Consider the following 24,875-nt stretch of genomic DNA (forward strand, 5'->3'; position numbering starts at 1 on the left):
GGCCTCGGTCGCCCTCGGGGCCGTCGGGACGGCGCTGGACGCACTCTCGATGGCAATGGACCCCTTCGGGGCCATCCTCGCCGCCGGGGTCGGCTGGCTGATCGAACACGTCGGACCACTCAAAGAAGCCCTCAACGGCCTCACCGGCAACGCCGACGAAATCGCCGCGCAGTCGGAGACCTGGAAGAACATCGCGACCGAACTGGGCAGCATCGGCACCGACCTGACCGGCATGGTCACCACCGACATCTCCTCCTGGACCGGCACCGCCGCCGACACCTACCGCCAACGCGCCCAAGACACCGTCACACTGCTCCAGACCGCGCAGAAAGGCTGCGAAGGCGCCTCCAGCGGCGTCAAAACCGCCGGCGAGGTCGTCGCCGCGGTCCGCGCACTCGTGCGCGACATCATCGCCGAACTGGTCGGGCACCTCATCAGCTGGGCACTGCAGGTCGTGTTCACCCTCGGCATCGGCATGACCTGGGTCGTGCCCCAGGTCATCAACGCCGTCGCCAAGACCGCCTCCAAGATCGCCGACCTGGTCAAACGACTGGTGACGGCGTTGAAGGCGCTGGTACCGCTGCTCAAACGCGCCGGGGACCTGTTCTCAGACGCGGCGAAAGCGCTGCGGAAGATCAAGCCGGGCAAAACCGCGCCGCCGCCCAAACACGCCGACATCAAGAGCGGGCCGAAGGACATCGGTGGTCCCAAGGGCAAGGGCGACGGCGACGGCACCTCGCCCTCGGGCGCGAAGGGCGACGGCACGTCGACCTCGGGCGCCAAAGGCGACCCGCCACCCAAGACCGATGCCCCACCCAAGACGGACCCGCCCCCGAAGAGCGACCCGCCGGCCGACACCCCGCCGCCGCCGAAGGACGGCCCGCCCGGGGGCACCCCGAAGGGCGGGGCCGATGGCGGCGGCAAGCCGAAGGGCGCCCCCAAGGGCGACGGCCCGCGCGACCGCGCGGTGCCCGACGACAAGAAAGTCTGCGTCTCCGACCCAGTGGACGTCGCCACCGGCGAGGTCGTGCTGAAGCAGGTCGACCTGACCCTGCCGGGTGAGGCGGGCGACCTGGAGCTGTCCCGCACGCACCTGTCGGCCTACCGCGGCGGCCGGTGGTTCGGCCGCTCCTGGGCGTCCACTTTGGACCAGCGGCTGGAGGCCGACCGCGACCACCTGCGGTTCTTCGCCGAGGACGGCATGGTCCTGGTGTACCCGCGGCCGGACGGCGACCGGACCGTGCTGCCGATCGAAGGCCCGCGCCACCCGCTGCGCCGGACCGGCGGGGGCTACCGGCTGTCGGCCGGCCCGCGCGACCTGGTGTTCGCGGACGGCGGCGGCCGCGTGCTGCCCCTGACCGGCATCGAGCAGGGCGGCTCCCGCACCACGATCGAACACGACGAGAGCGGCGCCCCGAGCCTGTTGCGCCGCGACGACGGCACCGAGATCGGGATCGACGCCGGCGCGGGCCGGATCATCGCGCTCGGCGTGCCCGGCGGCGCGCCGGTCGTGCGGTACGGCTACAACCGGCTCGGCCAGCTGACCCAGATCGCCGGCTTCACCGGCCGCCCGGTGAACCTCGACTACGACGTCGACGACCGGATCGTCGGCTGGCAGGACCGCACCGGCACCTGGTACCGCTACGTCTACGACGCCGAAGGCCGCTGCGTCCGCAGCGTCGGCGCCGAGCGCTACCTCAACGGCGCGTTCGCCTACGACACCGGAACCCGGACCACCCGGCACACCGACGCGCTCGGCCACACCTGGGTCTACCGGATGAACGAGGCCGGCCAGCTCGTCGAGCGGACCGACCCGCTCGGGCACACGCGCCGGTACTCGTGGACCCGCTACGACGACCTGCTCTCGCAGACCGACGAACTGGGCCGGATCACCTTCTACGGCTACGAAAACGGCATCCTGACGACGGTGACGCGGCCGGACGGGTCCGAGGTGCGGCTGACCCCGGCCGGGGCCGGCGAGGTGGAACTGCGGGCCGGTGGCGCACGGGCGGTGGCCCCGGCGGCCGATCCGTACGCCGCGCTCCCGGGCGTCTCGACCCGGTTGCGCGTCGACGGCACGGACGCTTTCGGCGACGAACCGGTGCTCACCGCGGCGGTGCGGCCCGGCGACCGCGACCCGTTCGGGCGGCCGCGGCTGGTGCACACCGCGTCCGGCGGCGCGGCCCGGCTGGGCTGGACGGCGGAAGGGCAGCGCGCCTGGCGGATCGGCCCCGGTGGCGAGCGCGAAAGCTGGCGCCACGACGGCGAAGGCCGTGTGGTCGAGCACCGCGACGCGGCCGGGCGGACGACCCGGCGCACGTACGGCCCGTTCGGCCTGCCGATCGAGGAGTTCGACGCGGCCGGCGCGCGCACGGCGTACGGCTACGACGCCGAGCTGCGGCTGATCGCCGTGACCAACCCGCGCGGCCAGACCTGGCGCTACACCTACGACCCGGCCGGCCGGCTGGTGGAGGAGACCGACTTCGACGGGCGCCGGCTGACCTACGCCTACGACGAGGGCGGGCAGCTGCGGCGGATGACGAACGGCGCCGGCGAAGTCACCGAGTACGCCTACGACGTGCTCGGCAACGTCGTCGAACGGCGGACGGCGACCGGGGTCACCGGGTACGCCTACGACGCGCTCGGGCAGCTCGAGTACGCGATCAACAACGAATCGGTCCTGCAGATCGTGCGCGACGAACGCGGGCGGGTGCGCGAGGAGACCGTCAACGGCGTCGGCGTGCGCTGGACCTACGACGCCGCGGGCGTCCACCGCACCACTTTGTCCGGTGTGGACAGTGAGTGGCGGTACGACGGCGACCGCCCGGTGTCGCTGCGCGTCGGGGGCCACGAAATCGCCTTCGAGTACGACGAAGCCGGCCGCGAGACCGCCCGTTCGGTCGACGGCACCGTCGTCCTGCGCCAGGTCTTCGACGCTTCGGACCGGCTTGGGGAGCAGACGATCGCCGGTGTGGGCCGGCGCACGTACACGTACACGCCGGACGGCCGGCTCGCCGCGATCGACGACACGCGGCCGGTCCGGTTCGGGTTCGACGCCGCCGGCCGCGTCGCCGAGGTGCACGCACCCGAAGGCGTCGAACGCTTCGCCTACGACCCGGCGGGCCGGCTGGTGCCGCCGTCCGGCACGCGGTACGGCCACGACCCGCAGGGCCGGGTGACCGGGACCGCGGGGTGGCGCTTCGTCTGGGACGAGCTGGACCGGCTGGTCGCCGCGATCGGCCCGGACGAGTCGTTCTGGACCTACCGCTACGACCCGCTCGGCCGCCGGTTCGCCAAGCGGCGTTGGATCCTCGACGACGACGGCGCGCCGCGGCAGACGGCGGAGACGTGGTTCGTCTGGAGCGGCGGTGAGCTCGTCGAGGAGATCGAGGTGTCCGACGACGGCTCGTCGCGCGTGCTCACCTGGGAGCGTCATCCCGACGACGGCCGGCCGGTGGTGCAGGTCGAGCAGCGCGGTGCGGAGGTGCGGTTCCACACGGTGGTGACGTCCCCGGCCGGCACGCCGACCGAGCTCCTCGCCCCGGACGGCGGCGTCGAGTGGCAGGCGCGGAGGAGCTTCTGGGGCGAGCTGCTGCCGTCGACGTCCGGCAGCGCGCCGATGCCGCTGGCCTTCCCGGGCCAGTACCGCGACGCCGAGACCGGGCTGCACTACAACGTCTACCGCTACTACGACCCGCGGACCGGGCGCTACCTGAGCCAGGACCCGCTCGGCCTGGCCGCGGCGCCCGACCCGGTGGGCTACGTCGAGCAGCCGCACCTGCAGGGCGACCCGCTCGGCCTGGTGCAGAGCCCGTGCGGCAAGACGGGCGGCCCGAAGTCCCCGGACAACCCGGCGGGCGGCGGCGACGCGGGCAAGCTCCCGCCGGGCGCGAAGAAGCCGGACGGCCTCGGCGAGTTCCGCGACCCGGACGGCAAGATCCGCCCGCACAACATGACCGACGAGCAGTACGCCAAGTTCTCGAAGAAGTGGGACGAGATGATGGCGCCGGGCAAGGACAAGTCCTGGTTCTGGTCGGGCGGCCACATCACCGACGCGAAGGTCGACCCGGTCACCGGCACCAAGATCTCGGACTCGAAGTACCACGGCTCGATCGAGGACCCGGCGATCAACCTGGCCAAGAAGAACGGCGGCAACACCCTCGAAGGCATCCTGAAGGACAACGGCGTCGAAATGCCCAAGTTCTCCGACAACCACCCGAACGGCGAGAAGGTCTGGAAGGACGCCTCGAAGGCTTTGGCCCACAACGCCCAGGGCGACGTCCACATCGCCCTGCCCAACACCCCGGGCAAGTCGAGCGGCTGGGCCGACCAGGGCGACGAGCTCGCCTCCCGCCGCCCGAACAACGTGTTCGACATGGACGAGTTCCCGATCCTCCGCCACAACCCGAAGGTGGACAAGGTCTGGGCCCACGACGTGAACCACCCGGACGCACCCCCGGTGGCGATCTGGGACCGCACCAAGCGCTGAGCCGCCGTCACGGACCGGCCGCAACCCCGGCGGCCGACATGACTTCGGCGATCTGCCGGGTGATCGGATCGGCAGCACGCCGGCCCGGTCAGGCCTCGGGCCCCGAGGAACGGCTCGAGGTCGTTCAGCCACAGCACGCTCCGGGGCGTGTCGGCGGCGGTCGCGATCACGTCGGTCAGCGCGCGACGACACACCCGATGACCACCCCGAGGAGCGCGGCTCCGCCCGGCAATCCCCACCCACGCGCGGCGCGGAACCGCACCAAGCGCTGACACCTAGTGAGCCGGCGGGGAACTCACTCTGAGCACGTTGCCGTCCGGATCGAGCAGCCGCATCTCGTACATTCCCCACGGCCGCACGAACGGCGGCTCCACGATCGAAACACCCCGCCCGCTCCACTCGAGGAACAGCCGGTCGACCCGGACGGCGGCCGGGACGTCCAGGTGCAGCCGCGTCGTGTGCGAACCGGCCACCTGGGTCAGCATGATCTGCACCTGATCGCGGGCCACCAGCGCGGTGCCCGGCTCGGTCGGCTCCTCCGAGGCGAGGAACCGCCCCCGCCGGTCGGACCAGCGCCAGCCCACCCGGAAGCCGAGCAGGTCCGCGTAGAACGCGACGCTCTCCGCGAGATCGCGCACCAGCAGGTTGGGCCGGCAAGCGAAGAGCCCCACGGAATCACCGCGGTCCTCGGGCAGCAGCCCGAAGAGCAGGTCGTCGGTCCACTCGCCCTTGAGCCAGGTGTGCCGGCGGCGGTGGCCCTCCGGGCGGAACCCGAGCCGGTCCAGCAGCCGCGCCGAGGCCGTGTTCCGCGCGTCGCACTCCGCCGAGACCCGGCGGATCCCCATGCCGAACAGGCGGTCCAGCACCGCCCGCGCGGCCTCGGTCGCGTAGCCCCGCCGCTGGTGCTCCCGCGCGATGGTGAACCCGAGCTCGGCCTGCATCCGGTTGGGGTCGACGCACACCCCGACGTCCCCGGCCAGGCCGCCGACGTCGCGCAACTCCACGGCGTACTGGAACCAGCCGGGCGCTCCTTCTTCGGCGGCTGCGAACTCCGCCACGAGGCGCCCGGCGTCGGCCGGCGACACGGGCACGTCCCACGACTGGTAGCGCGCCACTTCGGGATCCGAGCGGTAGGCGCCGAACGCCGGCACGTCACCGTCCTCGAACCGGCGCACGATCAGGCGTTCGGTCACCACCGGCAGCTCGTCCACCAGGCCACCCTACGACGGCCGGGCCGGCCTCAGCTCGACGTCCACCGCTGGTTCGAGCCGCCGTTACAGCTCCAGATGATCACCTTGGTGCCGTTGGCGGTCGCTGCGCCGTTGACGTCCAGGCACAGTCCCGACTGGCCGTTGGTGACGGTTCCGCTCCCGGTGAAGGTCCACTTCTGGCCCGCCCCGCCGGTGCAGTTCGCGATGACGGTCGCCGTGCCCGCCGCGGTCCCGCCGCCCACGGTGTCCAGGCAGCGCTTCGTGCCGCCGGAGTAGACGCTCAGCTCCCCCGCGCTGCCGCGGGTCCACTGCTGGTTCGCCCCGCTGTTGCAGTCCCAGATCTGGACCTGGGTGCCCGCGGTGGTCGACGAGGCGGGCACGTCCAGGCAGCGGTTCGCGGCCACCGCGCGCACCGGGCCGGTGCCGCCGGGGGTGGGGTCGCTGCCGCCGAGCGCGTCGAGGACGGCGGTGTAGGCCTGCTTCTTCCCGTAGTTGCCGTCGAACAGCAGCGGGGTGTCGCCCGATCGCCACGAATACTTGTCCGTCACGCCCCAGACGGTGATGCCGGTGCAGCGAGACACCGCCCGGCACGCCTGGGTGACCTGCCGGTACACATTCGCCTGCCCCGAACCCGAGCCGCCGACGTCCAGCTCGGTGATCTGCACGTCGACGCCGAGGTCGGCGAAGCGCTGCAGGTTCGCCTGGTAGCTGCCGAGGTTCGAGTTCGAGCTCAGGTGGCTCTGGAAGCCGACGCAGTCGATCGGCACGCCGCGGCTCTTGAAGTCCCGGACCATGTTGTAGATGCCGGTGCTCTTCGCGTTGATGCCGTCGGTGTTGTAGTCGTTGTAGCAGAGCTTCGCGCTGGGGTCGGCCGTGCGGGCCGCGCGGAACGCGTCCTCGATGTAGCCGTCCCCGAGCTTCTGCTGGAAGGTCGCCTGCCGGCGGGTGCCGTTCTCCTCGAACGCTTCGTTGACCACGTCCCAGGCGATGACCTGGCCCTTCCAGTGGCCGGCGACGGTGCTGATGTGGTTGAGCATGGCCGAGCGCAGGTTGTTCGCGTCCAGCCCGCCGACCCAGGGCGCCAGCTGCTGGTACCACACCAGCGTGTGCCCGCGGATCTTCATGCCCTGGCTCTTCGCCTGGCTCACGATCCGGTCGGCGGGCGCGAAGTTGAATTGGTTGCGGTTCGGCTCGACCGTGTCCCACTTCATCTCGTTCTCCGGCGTGACGCCGTTGAACTCCGCCGTCCACGTGTTCACGTAGGCCGCTTCGCCCAGGTGACTCGTCGAGATCGCGGCGCCGAAGTACCGGCCGGTCTGCGCCGCCGCGGCGCCGAGCGTGCTCGCCGCCCCGGCGACGCCGGGTGAGAGCACCAGCGCGGTCGCCGACAGGCCGGCCGCCGCGAACAGGGCGGCGGCGGTCCGGAGAGTGATCATCGGAAGTCCTCGATTCGTCTTGGGACGGCGTCAGCCGAACGTCCACTGCTGGTTGCTGCCGCCGTTGCACGTCCACAGCTCGACCGGCGCGCCCTCGGCCGTCGAAGCGCCGGTGACGTCCAGGCACAGCCCCGATTGCGCTCCGGTGACCGTGCCGTTCGAGTTGACGTTCCACTGCTGGTTGCCCTGCCCGTTGCACGGCCAGGTGACCACCTTCGTGCCCGCGCTGGTGCCCTGGCCGGACGCGTCCAGGCACAGTGTCGCCCCGCCGATCGCGGCCGTCAGGCGGCCGTCCGCAGTGCGCGTCCAGGCCTGGTTCGCCTGGCCGGTGCAGCCGGCGATCTGCAACTGCGTGCCCTGGGCGGCGCCGGACAGGCACTTGCCCGCGCCGACGGCGTGCACCGGCCCGGTTCCGGTGTTGCTGCCGCCGGTGCCGTACCCGGCCGCGACGATGTTGGCCTGCACCGCGTTCTCGGTGGCGTCCGAGGGATAGCCGGACGTCATGACACCCTCGTAGAACGTGCCCGCGGAACCGATGCTGTTGTCCCCGCCGGTGCCGAGGATGATGGCGCCTTCCTTGCGCATCGGGTTGTAGCCCGAGACGTTCGGGCGCACGCCGTCGTAGAACGTCGAGACACCGCCGGACTGGGCGTTGCCGCCGCGGATGGCCCACCGGTTCGGGCCGCCCTTGATGATCGCCGTGAGGTACCGGTGGCTGATGCTCGGGTCGTTGGCGTTGTAGCGCTGGTTGACGCCGGAGAACAGCCCGTTCTCCAGGTCCGCCATGATCCACGGCCCGTTCCCGGCGCCGTAGCCCCAGACCTTGATGTTGCCGAAGTAGATGGCTTCCATCGTGCCGTTGCCGTTGTCCCGGCTGTTGCGTTCGGCGTTGCCGTAGTCGAAGCAGCAACCGCCGTTGTAGTGCGTGCCGTCGAAGATCGCGTACATGCCCTCGGGCTGGTCACCGGTCGCCGTGCCGGTGGCGTTGTTGTTGCGGTAGCCCGTTCCCGGTGCCACGAACACGCCGTACGCCTTCTGCCCGCCGACGGTGGTCGGCGCGGCGGTCGCGCTGGCCAGGTTGTCGTAGCCGCCGGGTGCCGGGCCGGGGAAGCCGCCCGGCGGGGCCTGGGTCAGGTGGTTGTTCCGGCCGGACTGGTCGTAGATGACCGTGATCAGGCAGGACGTCCCGGCGCAGAACGAATCCTGGGCCGCGGCATTCGCGACGCCGCCGGCGCTCAGGACGCCGATGTCCCGCGTCGTGCTGTCCGACGCCCGCCGCACCTGGTACAGCGAGCCGCTGTACGCGCCGTAGAGCGCCCGGGTGGTCGAATGTGCGGCCACACAAGGCGTTCCGCCGGCCGCGTAGATGTCACACGGCCCCTGGGCGGCCGCCTCCGACGTCGTCGCCGTGCCGGCCAGCGCGCCCGCGGCGATCACCACGGCCGGCCACATCCTCGTCCAACGCTTCTTCATCGCGAACTCCTCCGTCCGGACGGCCTAGCCCCGGGTCCACTTCTGGGCGTTGCCGCCCGTGCAGGTCTGCAGCGTCACCGGCGTGCTGTTCCCCGTGCCGTTGCCGTTCGGCGTCAGGCACAGTCCCGATTGGACACCGGTGATCGTGCCGTCGGCGGCCGCCGTCCACTGCTGGTTGGCGCCGGTCGAGCAGTCCCAGATGATCGCCCGGGTGCCCGCGGTGGTGCCCGCGCCTTCGGCGTCCAGGCACTTGTTGCCGTACACCAGGAGCTGCTTGCCCGACGTCAGCGTCCACTGCTGGTTGCTGCCGCCGTTGCAGTCCCACAGCGTCACCTGGGTGCCGTTGGTCTGGGAGACGTTCGGCACGTCGAGGCAGCGCCCGGCGGCGGTGTTGCGCAGCACCGACGTCGACCCGCCACCCGAACCGGCCACGGCGAAGTTGTCGAACTGCGCGGTCTCGCCGACGCTCGTGCCGATCCCGACCTGGCCGGCCGGGAAGGTGCCGTCGGTGACCGTGCCGACCACGGTGCCGTCGACGGACGCGGTGATGGTGCTGCCGGCGAAGCCCAGGGACAGCTTGTGCCAGCTGCCGGTGCCGAGCGCGGCCGTCGTGCCGGTGCGCAGCGTCGTGTTCTGCTGGCTGGTGTTGTTGCGCCGGATCGACCAGGCGCCGTTGTCGCCGACCCGGAAGTAGTACGCGTTCAGCGCGCCCTGGTTGCCGGTGTCCTGCGAGCCGGCCCGGCCGAGCAGCTCGACGTAGCCGGACTTCTCCAGCAGCACGTCCGTGCTGAGCGTGTAGTTGCTCCAGGCGACGTTGCCCAGCAGCGCGTAGGGGTCGACGAACTTCTTCCACGGGATCGTCTTCTGCGTCGCGGACTGGCGGACGCAGGTGCCCGCGCGGCCGGCGCCGCAGGGGGCGGTCTCGAACGCGCCCTCCATGTCCATCAGGTACTTGGCTTCCTTGCCCTTCGCGTACGCCTCGAAGTCGTCGCTGTAGGGCAGGTTCAGCGAGCCCTGCGGCGGGCTGGTCGCGGTGCCCTTGCCCTGCCCGGTGGTGGTCGTGATCGTGTAGAGGTAGCCGGGCTGGACGGTCAGCGAGTAGGCGCCGCCGGAGGGCGTGAGGTCGGTGCTGTGGACGAAGTGGTCGGCCGGGTTGTTCGAGTTGAGGTTGGTCGCCCACACGTGCACCTGGCCGGTGGACAGCCCGCCGGTGACGTTCAGGTTCAGCGTCTGGGCCGACGTCGCATCCATCGTCTCGATGACCGTGCTGTAGTCGGTGTTGTTCGGCGACTTCAGCGAGACGTAGCTGCCGTTGGACCGGTTGCCGCCCAGGTAGCCGCTGGACGAGTCGAGGTACTTCCAGCCGGGCGCGGTGAACTGCGTCGTGTGCGCCAGCGCCCACGCGTCCTTGCCGACCGAGTAGTAGCCCGACCACGGCTGGTTGGCGAGGATCAGCCCGACCGTCGGCCACGGGATGTTCGGCGTGGTGGCGGCGATCAGGTCCCAGTTGAGGTACGCGGTCATCTTCCCGTCGAGGTAGACGCGGTTGATCCCGCGGGCCAGCGGCTTGGCGCCGTCGTTGTAGTCCTGGGAGCCGTTTTCGCTGGACCACAACGTCTTCCCGGTGTTGACCACGTTCGCCGGCACGCTGCAGGACGTCTGCGCGCTGAGGTAGCCGCAGGTGTAGTGGGCGCTGAGCACGTCGGTGGCGTTGCGGTAGGCCGTGTTCGACGAGATCGCGCTCGCCGGGCCCCAGTCCCCCGGCCACGAGTCGCCGGAGATGACCTTGACCGCGCTGTACCCGTTGGCGTTGAGGGCGTTGCGCAGGGTCACGGTCCAGTCGGCGCTCCACTGCTTCTCGTTCTGGACGCTGGTGAGGTAGTCGATGGTCAGCCCGTGCTGCTTGGCGCACCCCAGCCACGACAGGTAGTAGTCGGTGAGGTCGTTGGAGAAGAACGTCCCGTTGCCGATCCAGCCCGGCGCGCCCCAGGGCAGGCCCACGAGCTTGATGCCGGGGTTGCGCGCCTTGGCCTGTTCCATGATCCACCACTCGTACCCGCGGTTGCAGTCGAGGTCGCCGCGGAAGTGGGCGTGGCTCGGCTCCGCGCCGCTGGTGGAGTTGGTGTCCCCGCCCATTTCGACCTTGAGGATCTGCAGGGCGGCCCCGTAGCCGGGCTTGAAGAGGTAGTCGAGGATCTGGCCGCGCTGCGGTTCGGGGTAGTCGATCAGCAAGCGGCTGTTGCCCCCGCCGCCGCTGACCGCGCCGACGCCGTCGAACGTGCGTCCGCCGGAGCTGCCGTTGATCGTGATCGAGGTGGCGGCCTGGGCCGGCGCCGCGGCGACGACGCTGCCGGCCACGGCCAGGACGACCGCGGTGACCACCGCAATCGTGCTCCGGAACATGGTAGTCCTCACTTCCGACGCAGGGCGGCACCCGGCGAAAGTTCCGGGCTTGCCGGCGAAACAGTCGAACGATCGGCGAAGGGGGAAAACGCCCTCGTCCGGCCGGGAATCGGCCCAGGAGAACCCATCTTCGTCGATGGTGAACACGCGCTGCGTTAACGCTAACAGTCGCCTTGCCGCCGAACAACTGTCGTTCTTCGCACCGGTGTAATTTTCGCGGCGGCGCGCGGAAACGGCGTGGCCACCCCTTTCCCGCACCGCTTTCCCCGGCTACAGTCTCGGACTGCTGGGAGCGCTCCCAGTCGACGTTTCCGGCGCCACCCCCTCGTTCGAAGGAGAACGTGCATGCGAAGCAGGACAGTGGCCGCCGGCGGGCTCGCCGCCGTGGCCGTGACCGGCGTCGTCGCCACGACCACGTGGGCCGGCGCGCAGGCCGCGGCCTCGGCGTACTACACCGACCCCGGCACCAACGCGGCCAAGTGGGTCGCGGCCAACCCCGGCGACTCGCGCGCCGCGGTCATCCGCGACCGCATCGCCGCGGTACCGCAGGCGCGGTGGTTCACCACCACGAACACCTCCACCGTGCGCGGCGAAGTGGACGCCTACGTCGGCGCCGCGGCCGCCGCCGGGAAGATCCCGATCATGGTCGTCTACGACATCCCCAACCGCGACTGCGGCGGGGCGAGCAGCGGCGGCGCGCCGTCCCACGACGCCTACCGGGCCTGGATCGACCAGGTGGCAGCCGGTCTCGCGGGCCGACCGGCGGCCATCGTGCTCGAGCCGGACGTGCTCCCGCAGATGACGAACTGCCAGAACAGCGACCAGCAGCGCCAGACCACGGCGTCGATGGCGTACGCGGGCAAGAAGCTGAAGGCCGGCTCGTCCCAGGCGAAGGTGTACTTCGACATCGGGCACTCCGCGTGGCTCTCCCCCGGTGACGCCGCCTCGCGGCTGCGGGCCGCCGACATCTCCAACAGCGCCGACGGCATCTCCACCAACGTGTCCAACTACCGCTCGACCTCCGACGAGGTCGCCTACGACAAGGCGATCCTCGGCCAGCTCGGCGATTCGCGGCTGAAGGCCGTGGTCGACACGAGCCGCAACGGCAACGGGCCGCAGGGCAGCGAGTGGTGCGACCCCGGCGGCCGCGCCATCGGCACCCCGAGCACCAACCAGACCGGCGACGGCCAGATCGACGCGTTCCTGTGGGTCAAGCCGCCGGGCGAGGCGGACGGCTGCATCGCCACGGCCGGCCAGTTCGTGCCCCAGCGGGCCTACGACCTCGCCATCGCGGCCGGGCCGATCCAGACCACCACCCCGACCACCCCCACCACGCCGACCACCCCGACCACGCCCACGACGCCCACCACGACGACCCCGCAGCCGACCGGCGGCTGCAAGGTCACCCACCGGGTGGTCAGCAGCTGGCCGACCGGGTACACCGGCGAGATCGTCATCGAGAACCGCGGTGCGGCCCTCAGCAGCTGGACGCTGACGTTCTCCGCACCCGGCGTGACCGTCACCAACGGCTGGAACGGGACCTGGACCGACGGCGGCGACGTCGTCACGGTCGCCAACGCGGCTTGGAACGGCAGCCTGGGCACGAACGCGACGACGACGCTCGGCTACAACGCGAACTACAACGGTGGCACGCCGCCGTTCCAGCAGCCGGCGCTCAACGGGACGGCCTGCTCCTGACGCCCAGCCGCAGCGCGGAGACGAGGAAGAAGATGCCGCCCAGCGTGGCGTAACCGGCCAGCGCCGTCAGCGACGCACCCTCCATTGTGGCCTGCAGGATGAAGGAAGTACCGGCCACGACGGAGATCGCGCCGCTGAGGATCATCGGCCACTGGCCACCGAGGCCACGCCGGGCGGCACCGACGACGAGCTGGACGAGGCCGGCCACGATCGCCCAGCTGCCCCACACCCGCAGCACACCCGGAATCCCGGACGAGGCGGCGAGGGCCAGACCGGCGGCGGCGAGCAGGCTGATCGCGACGTTCACGTAGAGCGCCGTGATCGGCTTGCCCGCCTTCGCCGAACGCGCGTCGAGCACGGCGGCGACGACGTCGAACAGCGGGTACAGCACCAGCAACGCAATGCTGACCGGCCCGAGCTCCTTCGCCGTCACGAAGAGCAGCCCCGCCCAGACGAGGGCGAACGCGAACCGCACGAAGTAGAGCCGCCGCAGGGCCTGCGCGGCGCCGGCGGCCGGAACGGTGTCGGTGGTCATGGACTCTCCCGGTAGATAGAACGATCTGTCTCGTTGCCGACTATGACAGCGCCGACCCACCGCCGTCAAGACCGACCGTTCTATCTGCTAGGCTGGACGCAGCGAACCGGGAGGTGGACGTGTCCGAAGCACGAGCGCGGCTGCTGGGCTCGGCGAGCCGGCTGTTCTACACCGAGGGCCTGCATTCGGTCGGCATCGACCGGGTCATCGCCGACGCCGGCGTCACCCGCGCCACGCTCTACCGGCACTTCCCCAGCAAGGACGACCTGCTGGTCGCCTACCTGAGCGAAGCGGACAAGGCCATCCGGGCGCAGGTCGCGGCGGCCCGGGAGGCGGGCGGCTCGCCCGGGGACGTCGTCCTGGCCGTGGCCACGACGATCGCCGACGGCATCCGGTCACCCGGCTTCCGCGGTTGTGCCTTCCTCAACGCCGCCGCCGAATACCCGGATCCGGCCCACCCGGTCCACCAGGCCGTGCTCGCGCACCGGCAGTGGTTCCTGGACACGGTCACGGAACTGCTCGCCGCAACCGGGGAGAGCGCCGCCGGGCCGGCCGCGCAGCACTTCGTCATGCTCCGCGACGGCGCCATGGCCGCGGGCTGCCTCACCGACCCGGCCCCGATCTGCGCCACGTTCCTCCGTGGCGTGGAAGGCATCCTGCGGTACCGGGACGCTCCGGTGGCGGCCGGAGCCAAGCGGCGCAACCGGGGTTAGGCCGCCCGGCCGACGACCCACGCCGCCACGGGTGCGGCGGGCGCGCCGAGCTTGGTGCCCTTGCGGTAGCCGCCGAAGATCATGCCGAGCACCAGGACGGCGAGGACGGCCACCAGGATCCACAGCCACACGGACTTGCGCACGCGGTCTCCCCTCGTCGGAGTCGGTCACACCGTACCGCCCGATTGGCGCGCAGGCCGGTTGGGTATTCCTGCCGGTATGGGTGCTTGGGGCAAACGGCTCGTCGCGTTGGCTGTGGCCGCGGTGGTTCTGATCGCCGCCGTACTCGTCGCATCGGCCGTGCACGTGTTACCCCAATTGCGCAATCCGTTCGCGGAGCGGACCGAGGAACACTCCGGTCCGGTGCTGCTGCAGTCGATCGTCGAGCTCTCCCGCTACGAGGCGGCGAGCGGTTCGTTCCAGGTCGTCGTCGACATCACCACCAGCTCGGTCCTGCCGAGTTTCCTGGTGGGCAGCGACACCCTGTTCATCGGCGTCGGCACCGACAACGCCTATGTGGACTTCTCGCGGCTGAAGGGCGACGCGGTCCAGGTCTCCGACGACCGCCAGTCCGCGACGATCACCCTGGGGCACGCGCAACTGGAGCCGGCCACGCTGGACGTGCACGAGTCCCATGTGTACGCGCAGCAGCAGGGCCTGTTCACCCGGATCAACGAGTTCCTCAGCGGGAACCCGAACTCGCAGCAGGCGCTGTACGAGCTCGCCCAGAAGCAGATCCAGGCCGCGGCCGCGAAGAGCTCGCTGGTGGCCGACGCGGAGCGCAACACCCGCACGATGCTGACCGGCCTGCTGCAGTCGCTCGGCTTCAAGAACATCACGGTCAACTACGCCGACACCAACCCCGGCTGACCGGGGCTTTCCCGCCGCGAACGAAAACTGTCGGACCCTCCCCGTAGTCTGCGATCGATCACCCGCAGGAGGGGGAAACACAGGTGAACGACAGCAGACAGCCGGGCGAGACGGCGTTCCGGCCGGACCCGGCCTGGGAGCCGCACGTCCACGTCCGGCGGGGCGGCTGGTTCGTCCGCGAGGTCGAGCTCGGCCAGGAAGCGGCCGGGTATTGGCAATCCGTGCTCGACGAACCCGGTGAACGCGCCGAGGAGGCCTTCGGCAACCCGGGCAGCGACCCGGCGATCCTGGCGGCCATCCGGCGGACGCGGGCCGGCGAGGCCGACGTGCTGGGCGCCGCCGCACTGGCCCGCCTGCGGCTGTACGGCCACTACCGGACCAGCGAGGAGCCCAACCGCTCGGAGCAGGTCGCCGACGCCTGGATCCTGCGCCACGGCCTGGTGTTCGCGGTCCGCGCGGCCGCCGAGGCCACCCGGATCAGCTGCAACGAGGCCGGCGGACCGGCGCTCGTGCGCCCGTGCCCCGGCGCGCAGGTTCCCCTGCACCTGCTGCGGAATTCGCTGTTCCGGCGGCTGCGCGCGGTCCTCGCCGCGGCGCCGGAGGCCGACTACGAAGCCGCGGCCGAGGCGCTCGCGCCGTGCCGCACCCAGCCGGCCACCCGGATCGCCGCCTCCTACCTGATCCCCACCCGCGCCGACTGGAGTGACGAGCTGGTCGCCGAGGTCGCGAGTGTCGACGCCTACAACTTCGACTGGGGGGCGGTATTGACCTCCCTCAGCACCCCGGAGCAGGTCGCCGCGGTGCACAACGAGTACGTGAACTGGCAGTTCAACCAGGAGCAGATCCGCTACACCCTCACCGACGCGCTGGGGCCGGCCGTCGCACCGTTCGTGGCCCGGGCGATCGACGGTGACCCGAACGGCGGCGACTCGCGCAAGACCCTGCTGCGCTTCCTCGCCGGCCTGCCCACCGACACGGCGTTCGGCCTGCTCGTGGCGCGGCTCGGCCAGAAGCACGTGTCGCCGGTCGTGGCCGAGGCGATGGGCCGCTTCCCCGCCCGCGCGCTCCGGCTGCTGGCCGAGGCCGCCATCGGCCGGTCGAAGACGGCGGACGCCGCCGGCTTCCTGCTGCGGAGCCATGTTCGCGCGCACCCGGACATCGCCGCCCGGGTGGCCGGGCAGCTGCCGGCGGAGCAGCGGGCGGTGGTCGAGAAGACGATGGCGGGCGGTGATCGGCTGCCCGAGGTGCCGCGGTCGGCGCTGCCGCGGGTCCTGGCGGACCCACCGTGGACGAAGAAGCGCACGGCGGTCAAGCCCACCGTCCTCAGTGGACTCGAAACCGGCGGCGAGCCGGCGCTCGAGTGGGAGCCGGGCGAAGAAGCCGAGTGGGCGAGGCAGGACCTGGAGATCTTCTGGCCCGGCGACGACCCGGACCTGGCGGGCCGGATCGCCGCGTTCGAGGCCGGGAAGCTCCCGCGCTGGGCGGAGCCGCGTCTGTTCCTCGCCGCGCCGCAGGAGTGGGTGCTCGAGCACCTCCCCCGCTGGGAACCCCAGGACGCCTGGGACGCCGAGGGCTGGGGCCGTCAGCTGCTGGGCCGCCACGGCCTGGCCGCGTACCGGCCGGTCCTCGCGGCGGCGGCCGCGCACCCCGGCCACGGCGGGCTGCTCCTGCCGTTGACGAGCCCGGAGATCGCCGAGCTGATGGCGGACTGGTTCGTCCGGCTGAAGTCGGCCCGCTCGATCGCGTCGGCCTGGCTGGCCCGCCACCCGGCCGCGGCCACGCGGTACCTGGTCCCGCCCGCGCTCGGGCCGGCCGGGGCGCGGCGTCGCGCGGCCGAAGCGGCGCTGCGCCACATCGCGGCGCAGCACGCCGAAGTCGTCGCGCGGGCCGCGGCGGGCCACGGCCCCGAAGCCGCCCAGGCGATCGGCCGGCTGCTCGCCACCGACCCCCTGGACGTCCTGCCCGCGCGAATCCCGGTCGCCGGGGCCTGGGCCGATCCGGTCGTGCTGCCGCAGATCCGGGTGCGCGAGGGCGGTCAGGCGCTGCCGGAAAGCGCGGCCGGGCACGTCGTCACGATGCTCGCGCTGTGCCGTCCCGACGAGATCTACGCCGGGGTGCCGCACGTCCGGGAAGTCTGCGATCCGGCCTCGCTGGCGGAGTTCGCGTGGGCGCTGTTCCGCGGCTGGGAGAGCGAAGGGTTCCCGGCCAAGGGCGGCTGGGTGCTGATCGCGCTGGGCCTGCTGGGCGACGACACGGTGGTCCGCGAGCTGAGCCCGCTGATCCGCGCCTGGCCGGGCGAAGGCGGTCACGCCCGGGCGACCGCGGCCCTCGACGTGCTGGCCGGCATCGGCACGGACCTCGCGCTGCTGCACCTGAACTCCCTCGCGCAGAAGGTGAAGTTCAAGGGGCTCAAGCTGAAGGCGCAGGAGAAGATCGCCGCCGTCGCCGAGGGGCTCGGCCTGTCGACGGAGCAGCTGGCCGATCGCCTGGTTCCGACGCTCGGCCTCGACGAGGCGGCCACGGCGGTGATCGACTACGGCCCCCGCCGGTTCGTGGTCGGCTTCGACGAACAGCTCAAACCGTACGTCACAGACCCGGACGGCAAGCCGCGCAAGGCCTTGCCGAAGCCGGGCGCGAAGGACGACGCCGAACTCGCGGCGGCGGAGTACAAGCGCTTTTCGGCGCTGAAGAAGGACGTCCGTGCGGTCGCGGCCGACCAGATCTCCCGGCTGGAGACGGCGATGGTGCTCGGCCGCCGCTGGCCCGCCGCGGAGTTCGAGCAGCTGCTGGCCGGTCACCCGCTGCTGTGGCACATCGTGCGGCGGCTGGTCTGGCGCACCGCGGCGGGCGAAGCGTTCCGGTGCGCGGAGGATCGCACGTACGCCACCGTCGAGGACGACGGCTACCTGCTGCCGCCGGACGCCGAGGTGGGCATCGCGCACCCGCTCGAGCTGGGTGCGGCGCTGGCGGAGTGGTCGGCGGTGTTCGCCGATTACGAGATCCTGCAGCCGTTCCCGCAGCTGGGCCGTCCGGTGGCCACTTTGGACGACGCCGAGAAGGCCGCGACGACGCTGAAGCGGTTCGAGGGCCTCAAGGTGCCGGTCGGCAAGGTGCTCGGCCTGACCCAGCGCGGCTGGGTGCGCGGCGAACCGCAGGACGCCGGGATCGAGTGCTGGATCTCCCGCCCGGCTCCCGGCGGCGTCAGCGTCGTGGTCGACCTGGACCCCGGCATCGCGGCCGGCGACGTGACCTGGGAGCCGGAGCAGGTGCTGGGCGCGATCTGGCTGGACGACACCGGAGGTGGCCATTGGCGCCGGCTCGGGTCCACCCGGCCCTTCGGCGACCTGGACCCGGTCACGGCGTCCGAAGTGCTCGCCGACCTCGAAGGGCTGACCCGGTGACCGCGAACCCGCAACGGCCACCGGCCGAAGTCCGCTACGCCGACGAGCTGGCCCGGTTGCGCGAGCAGGACACCGCGCCGCGCCCGCCGGGCTGGGCGCTCAGCCTCGCGGCCGCGCGCCGGTTCATCGTCGGCGACGAGGCCCACGGCATCCGGCGCAAGTTCGTCGGCGACCCGTCGCTGATCGACCGGTCCCTGGTCACGCTGGCCACCAGCCGCGGGCTGATGCTCGTCGGCGAGCCCGGCACGGCGAAATCGCTGCTGTCGGAGCTGATCGCGGCGGCCGTCAGCGGTGACTCGACACTGACCATCCAGGGTGGCGCGGCCACCACCGAGGACCAGATCAAGTACTCGTGGAACTACGCGCTGCTGGTCGCCGAAGGGCCATCGGAGCGGTCGCTGGTGCCCGCGCCGATGCTGCGCGGCATGCGCGAGGGCGCGGTGGTGCGCTTCGAGGAGATCACGCGCTGCCCGCTGGAAGTGCAAGATTGCCTGCTTTCGCTGCTGTCCGAGCGGGTGCTGGCGATCCCGGAGCTGCCCGGCGGGGCGGGCATGGTGTTCGCCTCCGAAGGGTTCAACGTCATCGCCACGGCCAACACGCGCGACCGCGGCGTCAACGAGATGAGCGCGGCCCTGAAACGACGGTTCACCTTCGAGACGGTGTTCCCGATCACGGACTTCGCCACCGAGCTGGACCTGGTCGAGCAGGAGGCGACCGCGCTGCTGGCCCGGTCCGGGGTCGAGGCCCCGCCGCGGCGGGACGTGCTGGAGGTGTTGGTCACCACCTTCCGCGACCTGCGTGGCGGCCCGGCGGGCGATCGCGTGTCGGCCGTGATGAGCACCGCGGAGGCCGTGTCGGTCGCGCACGCGGTCGGGGTGCGGGGCTGGTACCTGCGCGGCGAGCCGGGTACGCCGGCCGACGTCGTGGCGTGCCTGGCCGGCACAGCGGCGAAGGACAACGCGGACGACCTGGCGCGGCTGCGCCGCTACCTCGAACAGCACGCGGCCCGCCGCGGTGCCGATCCGTGGCAGGAGCTGCACCACGCGCGGCACCTGCTGCCGGGCTGAGGGGGCGGGAGGCATGGGGGCCGTCTTCGTGGGCGTACGGCACCACAGCCCGGCGTGCAGCCGGGTGGTGGCGTCGGCCGTCGGCGAGCTGCGCCCGGCGTACGTGCTCGTCGAGGGGCCGGCCGACGTCAACGGCCGGCTCGGTGAGCTGCTGCTGGGCCACGAACTGCCGATCGCCATCCACACCAGTTACTCCGGCGAGCAGCGGACGCACTCGTCGTGGTCGCCGTTCTGCGACCACTCCCCCGAGTGGATCGCGCTGACCGCCGGCCGGGAGGCCGGCGCGCAGCTGCGGTTCATCGACCTGCCGGCCTGGCACCCGGCCTTCGACGGCTGGGACAACCGGTACGCCGACGCGGAGCTGCGCTACGCCGAGGTGATCCGCCGGCTGTGCGCGGAGTTCGCGGTGGACAACCCCGACTCGCTCTGGGATCACCTCTTCGAAGCGGCCCCGGACGAGGGCCTGGCGGACCGGTTGACGGCGTACTTCGACCTCCTGCGCGGCGAGGCCGAAGCGAGCGAAAGCGACCGGGTGCGCGAGGAGTACATGGCCTCGTGGGTCCGCGCGGCCGTCGCCGACGCCGGGGAGCGGCCCGTGCTGGTCGTCACCGGCGGATTCCACACCGCGGCCGTCCGGCGGCTCGCGGCGAGCGGCGGCACGGATTGGCCCGAGGTGCCCCGGCAGCCCGGTGCGGCGAGCTACCTCGTGCCGTACTCGCACCGGCGGCTCGACGCGTTCACCGGCTACCAGTCCGGCATGCCCTCGCCCGGCTACTATCAGCTGCTCTGGGAACGCGGCCTGGCCGGCGCCGGCCAGGGGCTGCTGGAGGCGGTCGCCGGGCGGCTGCGCGAGCGACGTCAGCCGGTGTCGACCGCGGACCTCATCGCCGCCCGCGCCCTGGCCGACGGCCTGGCCAAGCTGCGCGGGCACGACCACCCGGCGCGGGTCGACGTCCTGGACGGCCTGCTCGGCGCCCTGGTCACCGACGACCTGACCCAGCCGCCGCCGTGGACGGTTCGCGGGCCGCTGCAGCCGGGGGCGCACCCGGTGGTGGTCGAGATGGTGGCCGCGCTCGGCGGCGAGCGCACGGGCCGGCTGCACCCGGACACCCCCGCGCCCCCGCTGCCCGGCCGGGTCGAGGCGGAACTGGCTGAGCTGGGCCTCGACGGCGCCGGCCCGGTCCGGCTCGATCTCACCGAAGAGCACGGGCGGCGCCGCAGCCGGGTCCTGCACTGCCTGCGGCTGCTGGGGATTCCCGGGTTCGACCGCCGGTCCGGCCCGGCGGGTGGCGCGGACCCGGTGGTCGTGGAGGTCTGGCGGCTGACTCCCGGCGACACCCGCCTGCCCGCGCTGATCGAGGCGGGGGCGTACGGCGCGACCCTGCCCGAAGCGGCGCTGGCCGTGCTGCGCGAGGGCCTGCCCGGCGCCGACCTGCCGACGCTGGCGCGAGCGCTGTTCGACGCCGCTCTGTGCGGCGTCCCGGCCCTGCCCGAATCCATTGTGGACACCCTGGTCGCGGAGGTCGGCCACGCGGCCGACCTCGGCCCGCTCGGGGACGCCGTGGCGACGGTGCTCGCGCTGTGGCGCCACGACGAGCTGTTCGGCCTCGCGGGCAGCCCGGCGGCCGCGGCCGTGCTGCGGGCGGGGGTGGCGCGGGCGTTGTGGCTGGCCGAAGCCGTCCGCGGTGGCCCGGCCCCCGCCGAGCCGCGCCGGCTCGCCGCGATGGTGGCGGTCCGCGACACGATCCGGCACGCGGCGCCGGCGCTGACGGTGGATCGCGAGACGGCCGCCGCGGTCGCCGGGCGGGTGGCCGCCGACGCGGGCGTCCCGCCGGACCTGCGGGGCGCCGCGGCCGGCCTGGCCTGGTCACTCGGCGCCGCCCCGGCTCCGGACCGGACCCGGACGGCGGTGCGGGACATGGCCGCCCCGGCCACCCTCGGCGACTGGCTGGCCGGGCTGTTCGCGCTGGCCCGCGAGGAGGTGATCGGCGCCGACGGCGTGCTGGACACGCTGGACGAGCTGGTGAGCGCGCTGAGTGAGGCGCAATTCCTGGCGGCGCTGCCCGCGCTGCGCCTGGCGTTCGCCTACTTCCCGCCCGCGGAACGCGAGAAGATCGCCGAGCGCCTGCTGGCCCGCCACGGCCGCGGCGGCTCGGCCCGCACCCTGGTCCGGCCGGTCCCGATCGACCCGGTGGTCATCGCGGAGGCCATGGCCCTCGAGGCCCGCGTCGACGCCCGCCTGGCCCGGGAAGGTCTGACATGACCGCGAACGAACACCGCCCGTCCCACGGAAAGGCACCCGCGTGACCGACCTCGAGCGCTGGCGCCTCATCCTCGGCGAGCCCGCGCAAGCGGCCTGCGAACTCACCCGGGACGGCGCGGGGCGGGACGCAGCCCTGTCCTGGCTCTACGACCGCGGCGACGAGCTGGCCGAGCGGGACGTGCGCGGCGGCACCGGGCCGTCCGTCCTGTCCACAGTAGACTGGCTCGACGACGTGCACCGGCTGTTCCCGCGCGAGACCATCGAGCGCCTGGAACGCGACGCGGTGGAGCGCTACGACATCACCGAAGTCGTCACCGACCCGGCCGTGCTGGCCCGGATCGAGCCGAGCCCGGCGCTGTTGCGGGCGGTGTTGCGCACCAAGCACCTGATGAACCCGGATCTGCTCGCCATGGCGCGGAAACTCGTCGAAGCGGTCGTCCGCGACCTGCTGCGGCGGCTGCAGCCGGAGCTGCGCCGGTCGTTCACCGGCACCCGGTCCCGGCGGCCCAGTCAGCTGAAGCAGGCGCGCGACTTCGACTTCCACCGCACGATCCGGGCGAACCTCGGCCGCTACCAGCCCGCCGAGCGGCGGGTGCTCATCGACAGCCCGAAGTTCACCTCCCGCACCCGCCGGCACCTCGACCGGTGGCAGCTGGTCCTGCTCGTCGACCAGTCCGGGTCGATGGCCGGCTCGGTGATCCACGCGGCGGTGACCGCGGCCTGCCTGTGGGGCCTGCCCGGCCTGAAGACGCACCTGGTCACGTTCGACACCGCGGTCGTCGACCTCACCGAGGACGTCACCGATCCGGTCGAGCTGCTGATGAAGGTCCAGCTGGGCGGCGGCACCGACATCGCGAAGGCGGTCGCCTACGCCGCCGGGCTCATCGAGAACCCGCGCCGGGCGATCGTCGTGGTGATCAGCGACTTCTTCGAAGGCGGCGACGAACACCGGTTGGTGCACGACGTCCGGAAACTGGCCGAGGCGGGCACGCACGTGCTGGCCCTGGCGGCGCTCGACGAGGAGGCGAACCCGGTGTACGACCGCGCGCTGGCGCAGCGGCTGGCCGACGCGGGCGCCCACGTCGGGGCCATGACGCCCGGGATGCTGGCCGAGTTCGTCGCGGAACGGCTCGGCTGATGCGCGCCGACCTCCTCGCGCTCACCTCGGACGCACTGGCCGCGCTGGCCAACCGCGGCCTGGTCAAGCGCGCGCAGAAGGACATCGAGGCGGGCCGCGGCCCGGCCATCGAAACCGCGGGGGACGGCGAGGTCCGCGGCCGCTTCCCGGACGGCGTCGAGGTCGTGTTCCCACCGGGAGGCGCACTCGCCGCGGCGGCGTGCACCTGCGGCGCGCCCGGCGTGTGCCGCCACCGGATCGCCGTCGTGCTCGGCTACCAGCACCACCCGGGCGCGACCCCCGAGTTCACCGCGTGGTCGCCGGGCGACATCGACGACGAAGCGCTGACGGCCGAGTTCGGCGCCCGCGCGGTGACAACGGCCCGGCGCGTGTGGCAGGCGGGTCCGGTGGTGCGCCTCCGACGCCCGACGGCGGCGCACCCGGTGGCGGTGGCCGAACTCCCGGCGGCGACGGTCCGCTTCCTGGTTCCTGCCGAGCTGGCCTACGCCCACACCGACGCGGCCGACCGGGCCCAGCAGGTCGCCGTCGCGGTCTGGGCGTTCCGGGAGGCCGACACCCGCGGCCTGACCGACGCGGAGGTCAGGTTCGCGATCGGCGGCCCAGCCCCGGCCGTGGTCCCGTCCGCACCTGCGCTGGAGGTCGTCGCCCGGGTGCTGCACGACGGCGTGGCGAACGCCAGCCCGGTGCTGCGCGCCTCGATCGGCCGCATCGCCACGGACCTGGCGGAGTCAGGACTCCGCTGGCCGGCGGCGGCGATGTCGGAACTCGGCGACCAGCTGGACGCGTATGCCGCCCGCAGCGCCCGCCACCGGGTCGAGCGGTGCGCGGAGCTCCTCCCGGAGATCCCGGCCCGCTTCCGGGCGAGCGGCCCGCCATCCCTGGTGCTGGGAACGGAAGAGCAGGCGGAGACGAAGTTGCGCCGCATCCGCCTGACGGCACTGGGCGCCCGGATAACCGGCAGCCCGGGCGAGCGCCGCGCCCAGGTCTACTTCACCGCCGACGGCTCGGTGCTGGCCCTGACGACCCGCTGGGAAACCGGAACCGAGCAGGTGACGGGCCACGACCTGGCCGGCCGCCGCATCGCGGGCACAACGCTGGCGGCACTGGCGGCCGCAAACGTCGTCTCGGAATCGGCGGTCCGCAGCGCAAGCCGAGCCTTGAGACTGGGCAACGCCCGCCCGGGCGCAATATCGACAACCCCGATCGGCGCGGCTTGGGACGACCTGCCCGCGGTGGTCACCGACTTCAAGGCCGAAGCCGACAGGCTGGCGAACCTTCCGCCGAAGCTGATCCGCCCCCGAGTCGAGGCGGAAGACATCGCGGTGGTCCGCATAGCAGAGGTCTGCGACCTGGGCTACCACCCCGGAGCCCAACGCCTGGACGCAATCATCGCGGACGCCGAAGGCACCCAGGCCCGAATAACGGCAACCCACAGCAGCGCCTGCCCGGGCAGGTTGGACGCCTTGAACAGCGCACTGGCGGCAAACCCCACCCACCTGAGCGGAGCAGTGAGCAGAACGGCCGGCGAGCTACGCATAGACCCGGTGGCCATCCGAACGCAGCAGGGCATCCACATCCCGGACCTGGCCGCCAACGACCGAGCCGAGCCACTGGGCCCACCACCTTCACCAGAGCACGACCCGCTGCAAGAGGCATTGGCGGAGGCGGAAGCGGTGTTGGCAGAGGCGGCCCACCGAGGCTTGGCCCACGGACCCCCAACGTTGAGAACCCGAGCAGACCGAGCGGCAAGGACGCTGAAATCAACAGGCTTCAACACAACGGCGGCCGAGCTGAGCAACTTCGCGGCGCAGTGGACCCCGGAGGCATGGACAAGAACCCAAATCCGAGTACTGACAACATCCGAGCTCCGCTGAACCCCAGCCACAGGCGCAACCGGCAGCAAACCACCGGCACCGGCACCGGCACGACCCCGCCCGCAGAGGCCCCCGTCGCCAGCGCCAGCGGCAGCGCCAGCGGGCTAGGAACCCGCCCGACAGCGGCCCCGACCACCCGCCGCCAGCGGCACCGGCACCGGCACCGGCAGCGGCAGCGGCAGCGGCAGCGGCAGCGGCAGCGGCACCAGCCACAACGGAACCCAGCCCTCCCCCAACCCCGATCCAAAGCCCCAACACGGCCGGCGGCACCGGGTCAAGGCACGCTTTCCCGCCTTGACCCGGT

General features: G+C 72.4%; 15 protein-coding genes. 9 read left to right on the forward strand and 6 right to left on the reverse strand.

Going from position 1 to position 24,875, the window contains the following annotated elements:
• The first annotated feature begins 55 nt into the window (after positions 1–55).
• Positions 56–4,489, forward strand: a complete 4,434-nt coding sequence (locus tag ACWEVN_RS29915; protein WP_452053511.1) for a DUF6531 domain-containing protein — start codon at positions 56–58, stop codon at positions 4,487–4,489.
• A 275-nt stretch (positions 4,490–4,764) separates the two neighbouring features.
• Here ACWEVN_RS29915 and ACWEVN_RS29920 read toward each other — a convergent pair whose 3' ends face one another.
• The 4 genes from ACWEVN_RS29920 to ACWEVN_RS29935 are packed head-to-tail and all read right to left on the reverse strand — an operon-like array spanning position 4,765 to position 11,012.
• Complete coding sequence (locus ACWEVN_RS29920; protein WP_452053512.1) at positions 4,765–5,700, reverse strand: GNAT family N-acetyltransferase; 936 nt, start codon at positions 5,698–5,700, stop codon at positions 4,765–4,767.
• 29 nt (positions 5,701–5,729) lie between these two features.
• On the reverse strand, positions 5,730–7,136 hold the full coding sequence (locus ACWEVN_RS29925; RefSeq protein WP_452053513.1) for an endo-1,4-beta-xylanase: 1,407 nt from the start codon (positions 7,134–7,136) through the stop codon (positions 5,730–5,732).
• 30 nt (positions 7,137–7,166) lie between these two features.
• Positions 7,167–8,609 (reverse strand): arabinofuranosidase catalytic domain-containing protein, encoded by a 1,443-nt coding sequence (locus ACWEVN_RS29930; RefSeq protein WP_449684941.1) that lies wholly within the window; start codon positions 8,607–8,609, stop codon positions 7,167–7,169.
• Positions 8,610–8,633: 24 nt separating this feature from the next.
• A complete protein-coding gene (locus ACWEVN_RS29935) occupies positions 8,634–11,012 on the reverse strand; it encodes a ricin-type beta-trefoil lectin domain protein (protein WP_449684940.1) in 2,379 nt (792 codons plus the stop codon).
• A gap of 360 nt (positions 11,013–11,372) precedes the next feature.
• Between ACWEVN_RS29935 and ACWEVN_RS29940 the strand changes: the two genes are divergently transcribed.
• A complete protein-coding gene (locus tag ACWEVN_RS29940; protein ID WP_449684956.1) occupies positions 11,373–12,710 on the forward strand; it encodes a glycoside hydrolase family 6 protein in 1,338 nt (445 codons plus the stop codon).
• Here the strand turns inward: ACWEVN_RS29940 and ACWEVN_RS29945 are convergent.
• Positions 12,688–13,245 (reverse strand): hypothetical protein, encoded by a 558-nt coding sequence (locus ACWEVN_RS29945; protein ID WP_449684939.1) that lies wholly within the window; start codon positions 13,243–13,245, stop codon positions 12,688–12,690. The genes ACWEVN_RS29940 and ACWEVN_RS29945 overlap by 23 nt on opposite strands.
• 119 nt (positions 13,246–13,364) lie before the next feature.
• Here ACWEVN_RS29945 and ACWEVN_RS29950 point away from each other — a divergent pair, with 119 nt between their 5' ends.
• The gene (locus tag ACWEVN_RS29950) at positions 13,365–13,958 is read left to right on the forward strand and encodes a TetR/AcrR family transcriptional regulator (RefSeq protein ID WP_449684938.1); all 594 of its coding nucleotides are present in this window, start codon (positions 13,365–13,367) and stop codon (positions 13,956–13,958) included.
• Here the strand turns inward: ACWEVN_RS29950 and ACWEVN_RS29955 are convergent.
• Positions 13,955–14,101 (reverse strand): hypothetical protein, encoded by a 147-nt coding sequence (locus ACWEVN_RS29955; protein ID WP_449684937.1) that lies wholly within the window; start codon positions 14,099–14,101, stop codon positions 13,955–13,957. The two genes, ACWEVN_RS29950 and ACWEVN_RS29955, sit on opposite strands and share 4 nt — an antisense overlap.
• Before the next feature lie 76 nt (positions 14,102–14,177).
• Here ACWEVN_RS29955 and ACWEVN_RS29960 point away from each other — a divergent pair, with 76 nt between their 5' ends.
• The 6 genes from ACWEVN_RS29960 (at position 14,178) to ACWEVN_RS29985 (ending at position 24,571) form a co-directional block, all read left to right on the forward strand.
• A complete protein-coding gene (locus ACWEVN_RS29960; protein ID WP_452053514.1) occupies positions 14,178–14,828 on the forward strand; it encodes a DUF4230 domain-containing protein in 651 nt (216 codons plus the stop codon).
• An 83-nt stretch (positions 14,829–14,911) separates the two neighbouring features.
• Positions 14,912–18,229, forward strand: a complete 3,318-nt coding sequence (locus ACWEVN_RS29965; RefSeq protein WP_452053515.1) for a DUF4132 domain-containing protein — start codon at positions 14,912–14,914, stop codon at positions 18,227–18,229.
• On the forward strand, positions 18,226–19,296 hold the full coding sequence (locus tag ACWEVN_RS29970; protein WP_452053516.1) for an AAA family ATPase: 1,071 nt from the start codon (positions 18,226–18,228) through the stop codon (positions 19,294–19,296). The genes ACWEVN_RS29965 and ACWEVN_RS29970 overlap by 4 nt, the downstream gene beginning before the upstream one ends.
• Before the next feature lie 13 nt (positions 19,297–19,309).
• Complete coding sequence (locus ACWEVN_RS29975; RefSeq protein ID WP_452053517.1) at positions 19,310–21,559, forward strand: DUF5682 family protein; 2,250 nt, start codon at positions 19,310–19,312, stop codon at positions 21,557–21,559.
• Between the two features lie 40 nt (positions 21,560–21,599).
• Entirely contained in the window at positions 21,600–22,697 is a 1,098-nt protein-coding gene (locus tag ACWEVN_RS29980) for a VWA domain-containing protein (RefSeq protein WP_452053518.1), read from the forward strand.
• Complete coding sequence (locus ACWEVN_RS29985; RefSeq protein ID WP_452053519.1) at positions 22,697–24,571, forward strand: SWIM zinc finger family protein; 1,875 nt, start codon at positions 22,697–22,699, stop codon at positions 24,569–24,571. Before ACWEVN_RS29980 ends, ACWEVN_RS29985 begins: the two co-directional genes overlap by 1 nt.
• Positions 24,572–24,875 lie beyond the last annotated feature (304 nt).

Source organism: Amycolatopsis sp. NPDC003861, from assembly GCF_053605405.1.

What these genes read in the sequence shown, in the direction of transcription:
- ACWEVN_RS29985 (WP_452053519.1), top strand. Translation starts at nt 22,697, where the DNA reads ATGCGCGCCGACCTCCTCGCGCTCACCTCGGACGCACTGGCCGCGCTG.
- ACWEVN_RS29925 (WP_452053513.1), bottom strand. Translation starts at nt 7,136, where the DNA reads ATGATCACTCTCCGGACCGCCGCCGCCCTGTTCGCGGCGGCCGGCCTG.
- ACWEVN_RS29975 (WP_452053517.1), top strand. Translation starts at nt 19,310, where the DNA reads ATGGGGGCCGTCTTCGTGGGCGTACGGCACCACAGCCCGGCGTGCAGC.
- ACWEVN_RS29935 (WP_449684940.1), bottom strand. Translation starts at nt 11,012, where the DNA reads ATGTTCCGGAGCACGATTGCGGTGGTCACCGCGGTCGTCCTGGCCGTG.
- ACWEVN_RS29945 (WP_449684939.1), bottom strand. Translation starts at nt 13,245, where the DNA reads ATGACCACCGACACCGTTCCGGCCGCCGGCGCCGCGCAGGCCCTGCGG.
- ACWEVN_RS29915 (WP_452053511.1), top strand. Translation starts at nt 56, where the DNA reads ATGGACCCCTTCGGGGCCATCCTCGCCGCCGGGGTCGGCTGGCTGATC.
- ACWEVN_RS29960 (WP_452053514.1), top strand. Translation starts at nt 14,178, where the DNA reads ATGGGTGCTTGGGGCAAACGGCTCGTCGCGTTGGCTGTGGCCGCGGTG.
- ACWEVN_RS29930 (WP_449684941.1), bottom strand. Translation starts at nt 8,609, where the DNA reads ATGAAGAAGCGTTGGACGAGGATGTGGCCGGCCGTGGTGATCGCCGCG.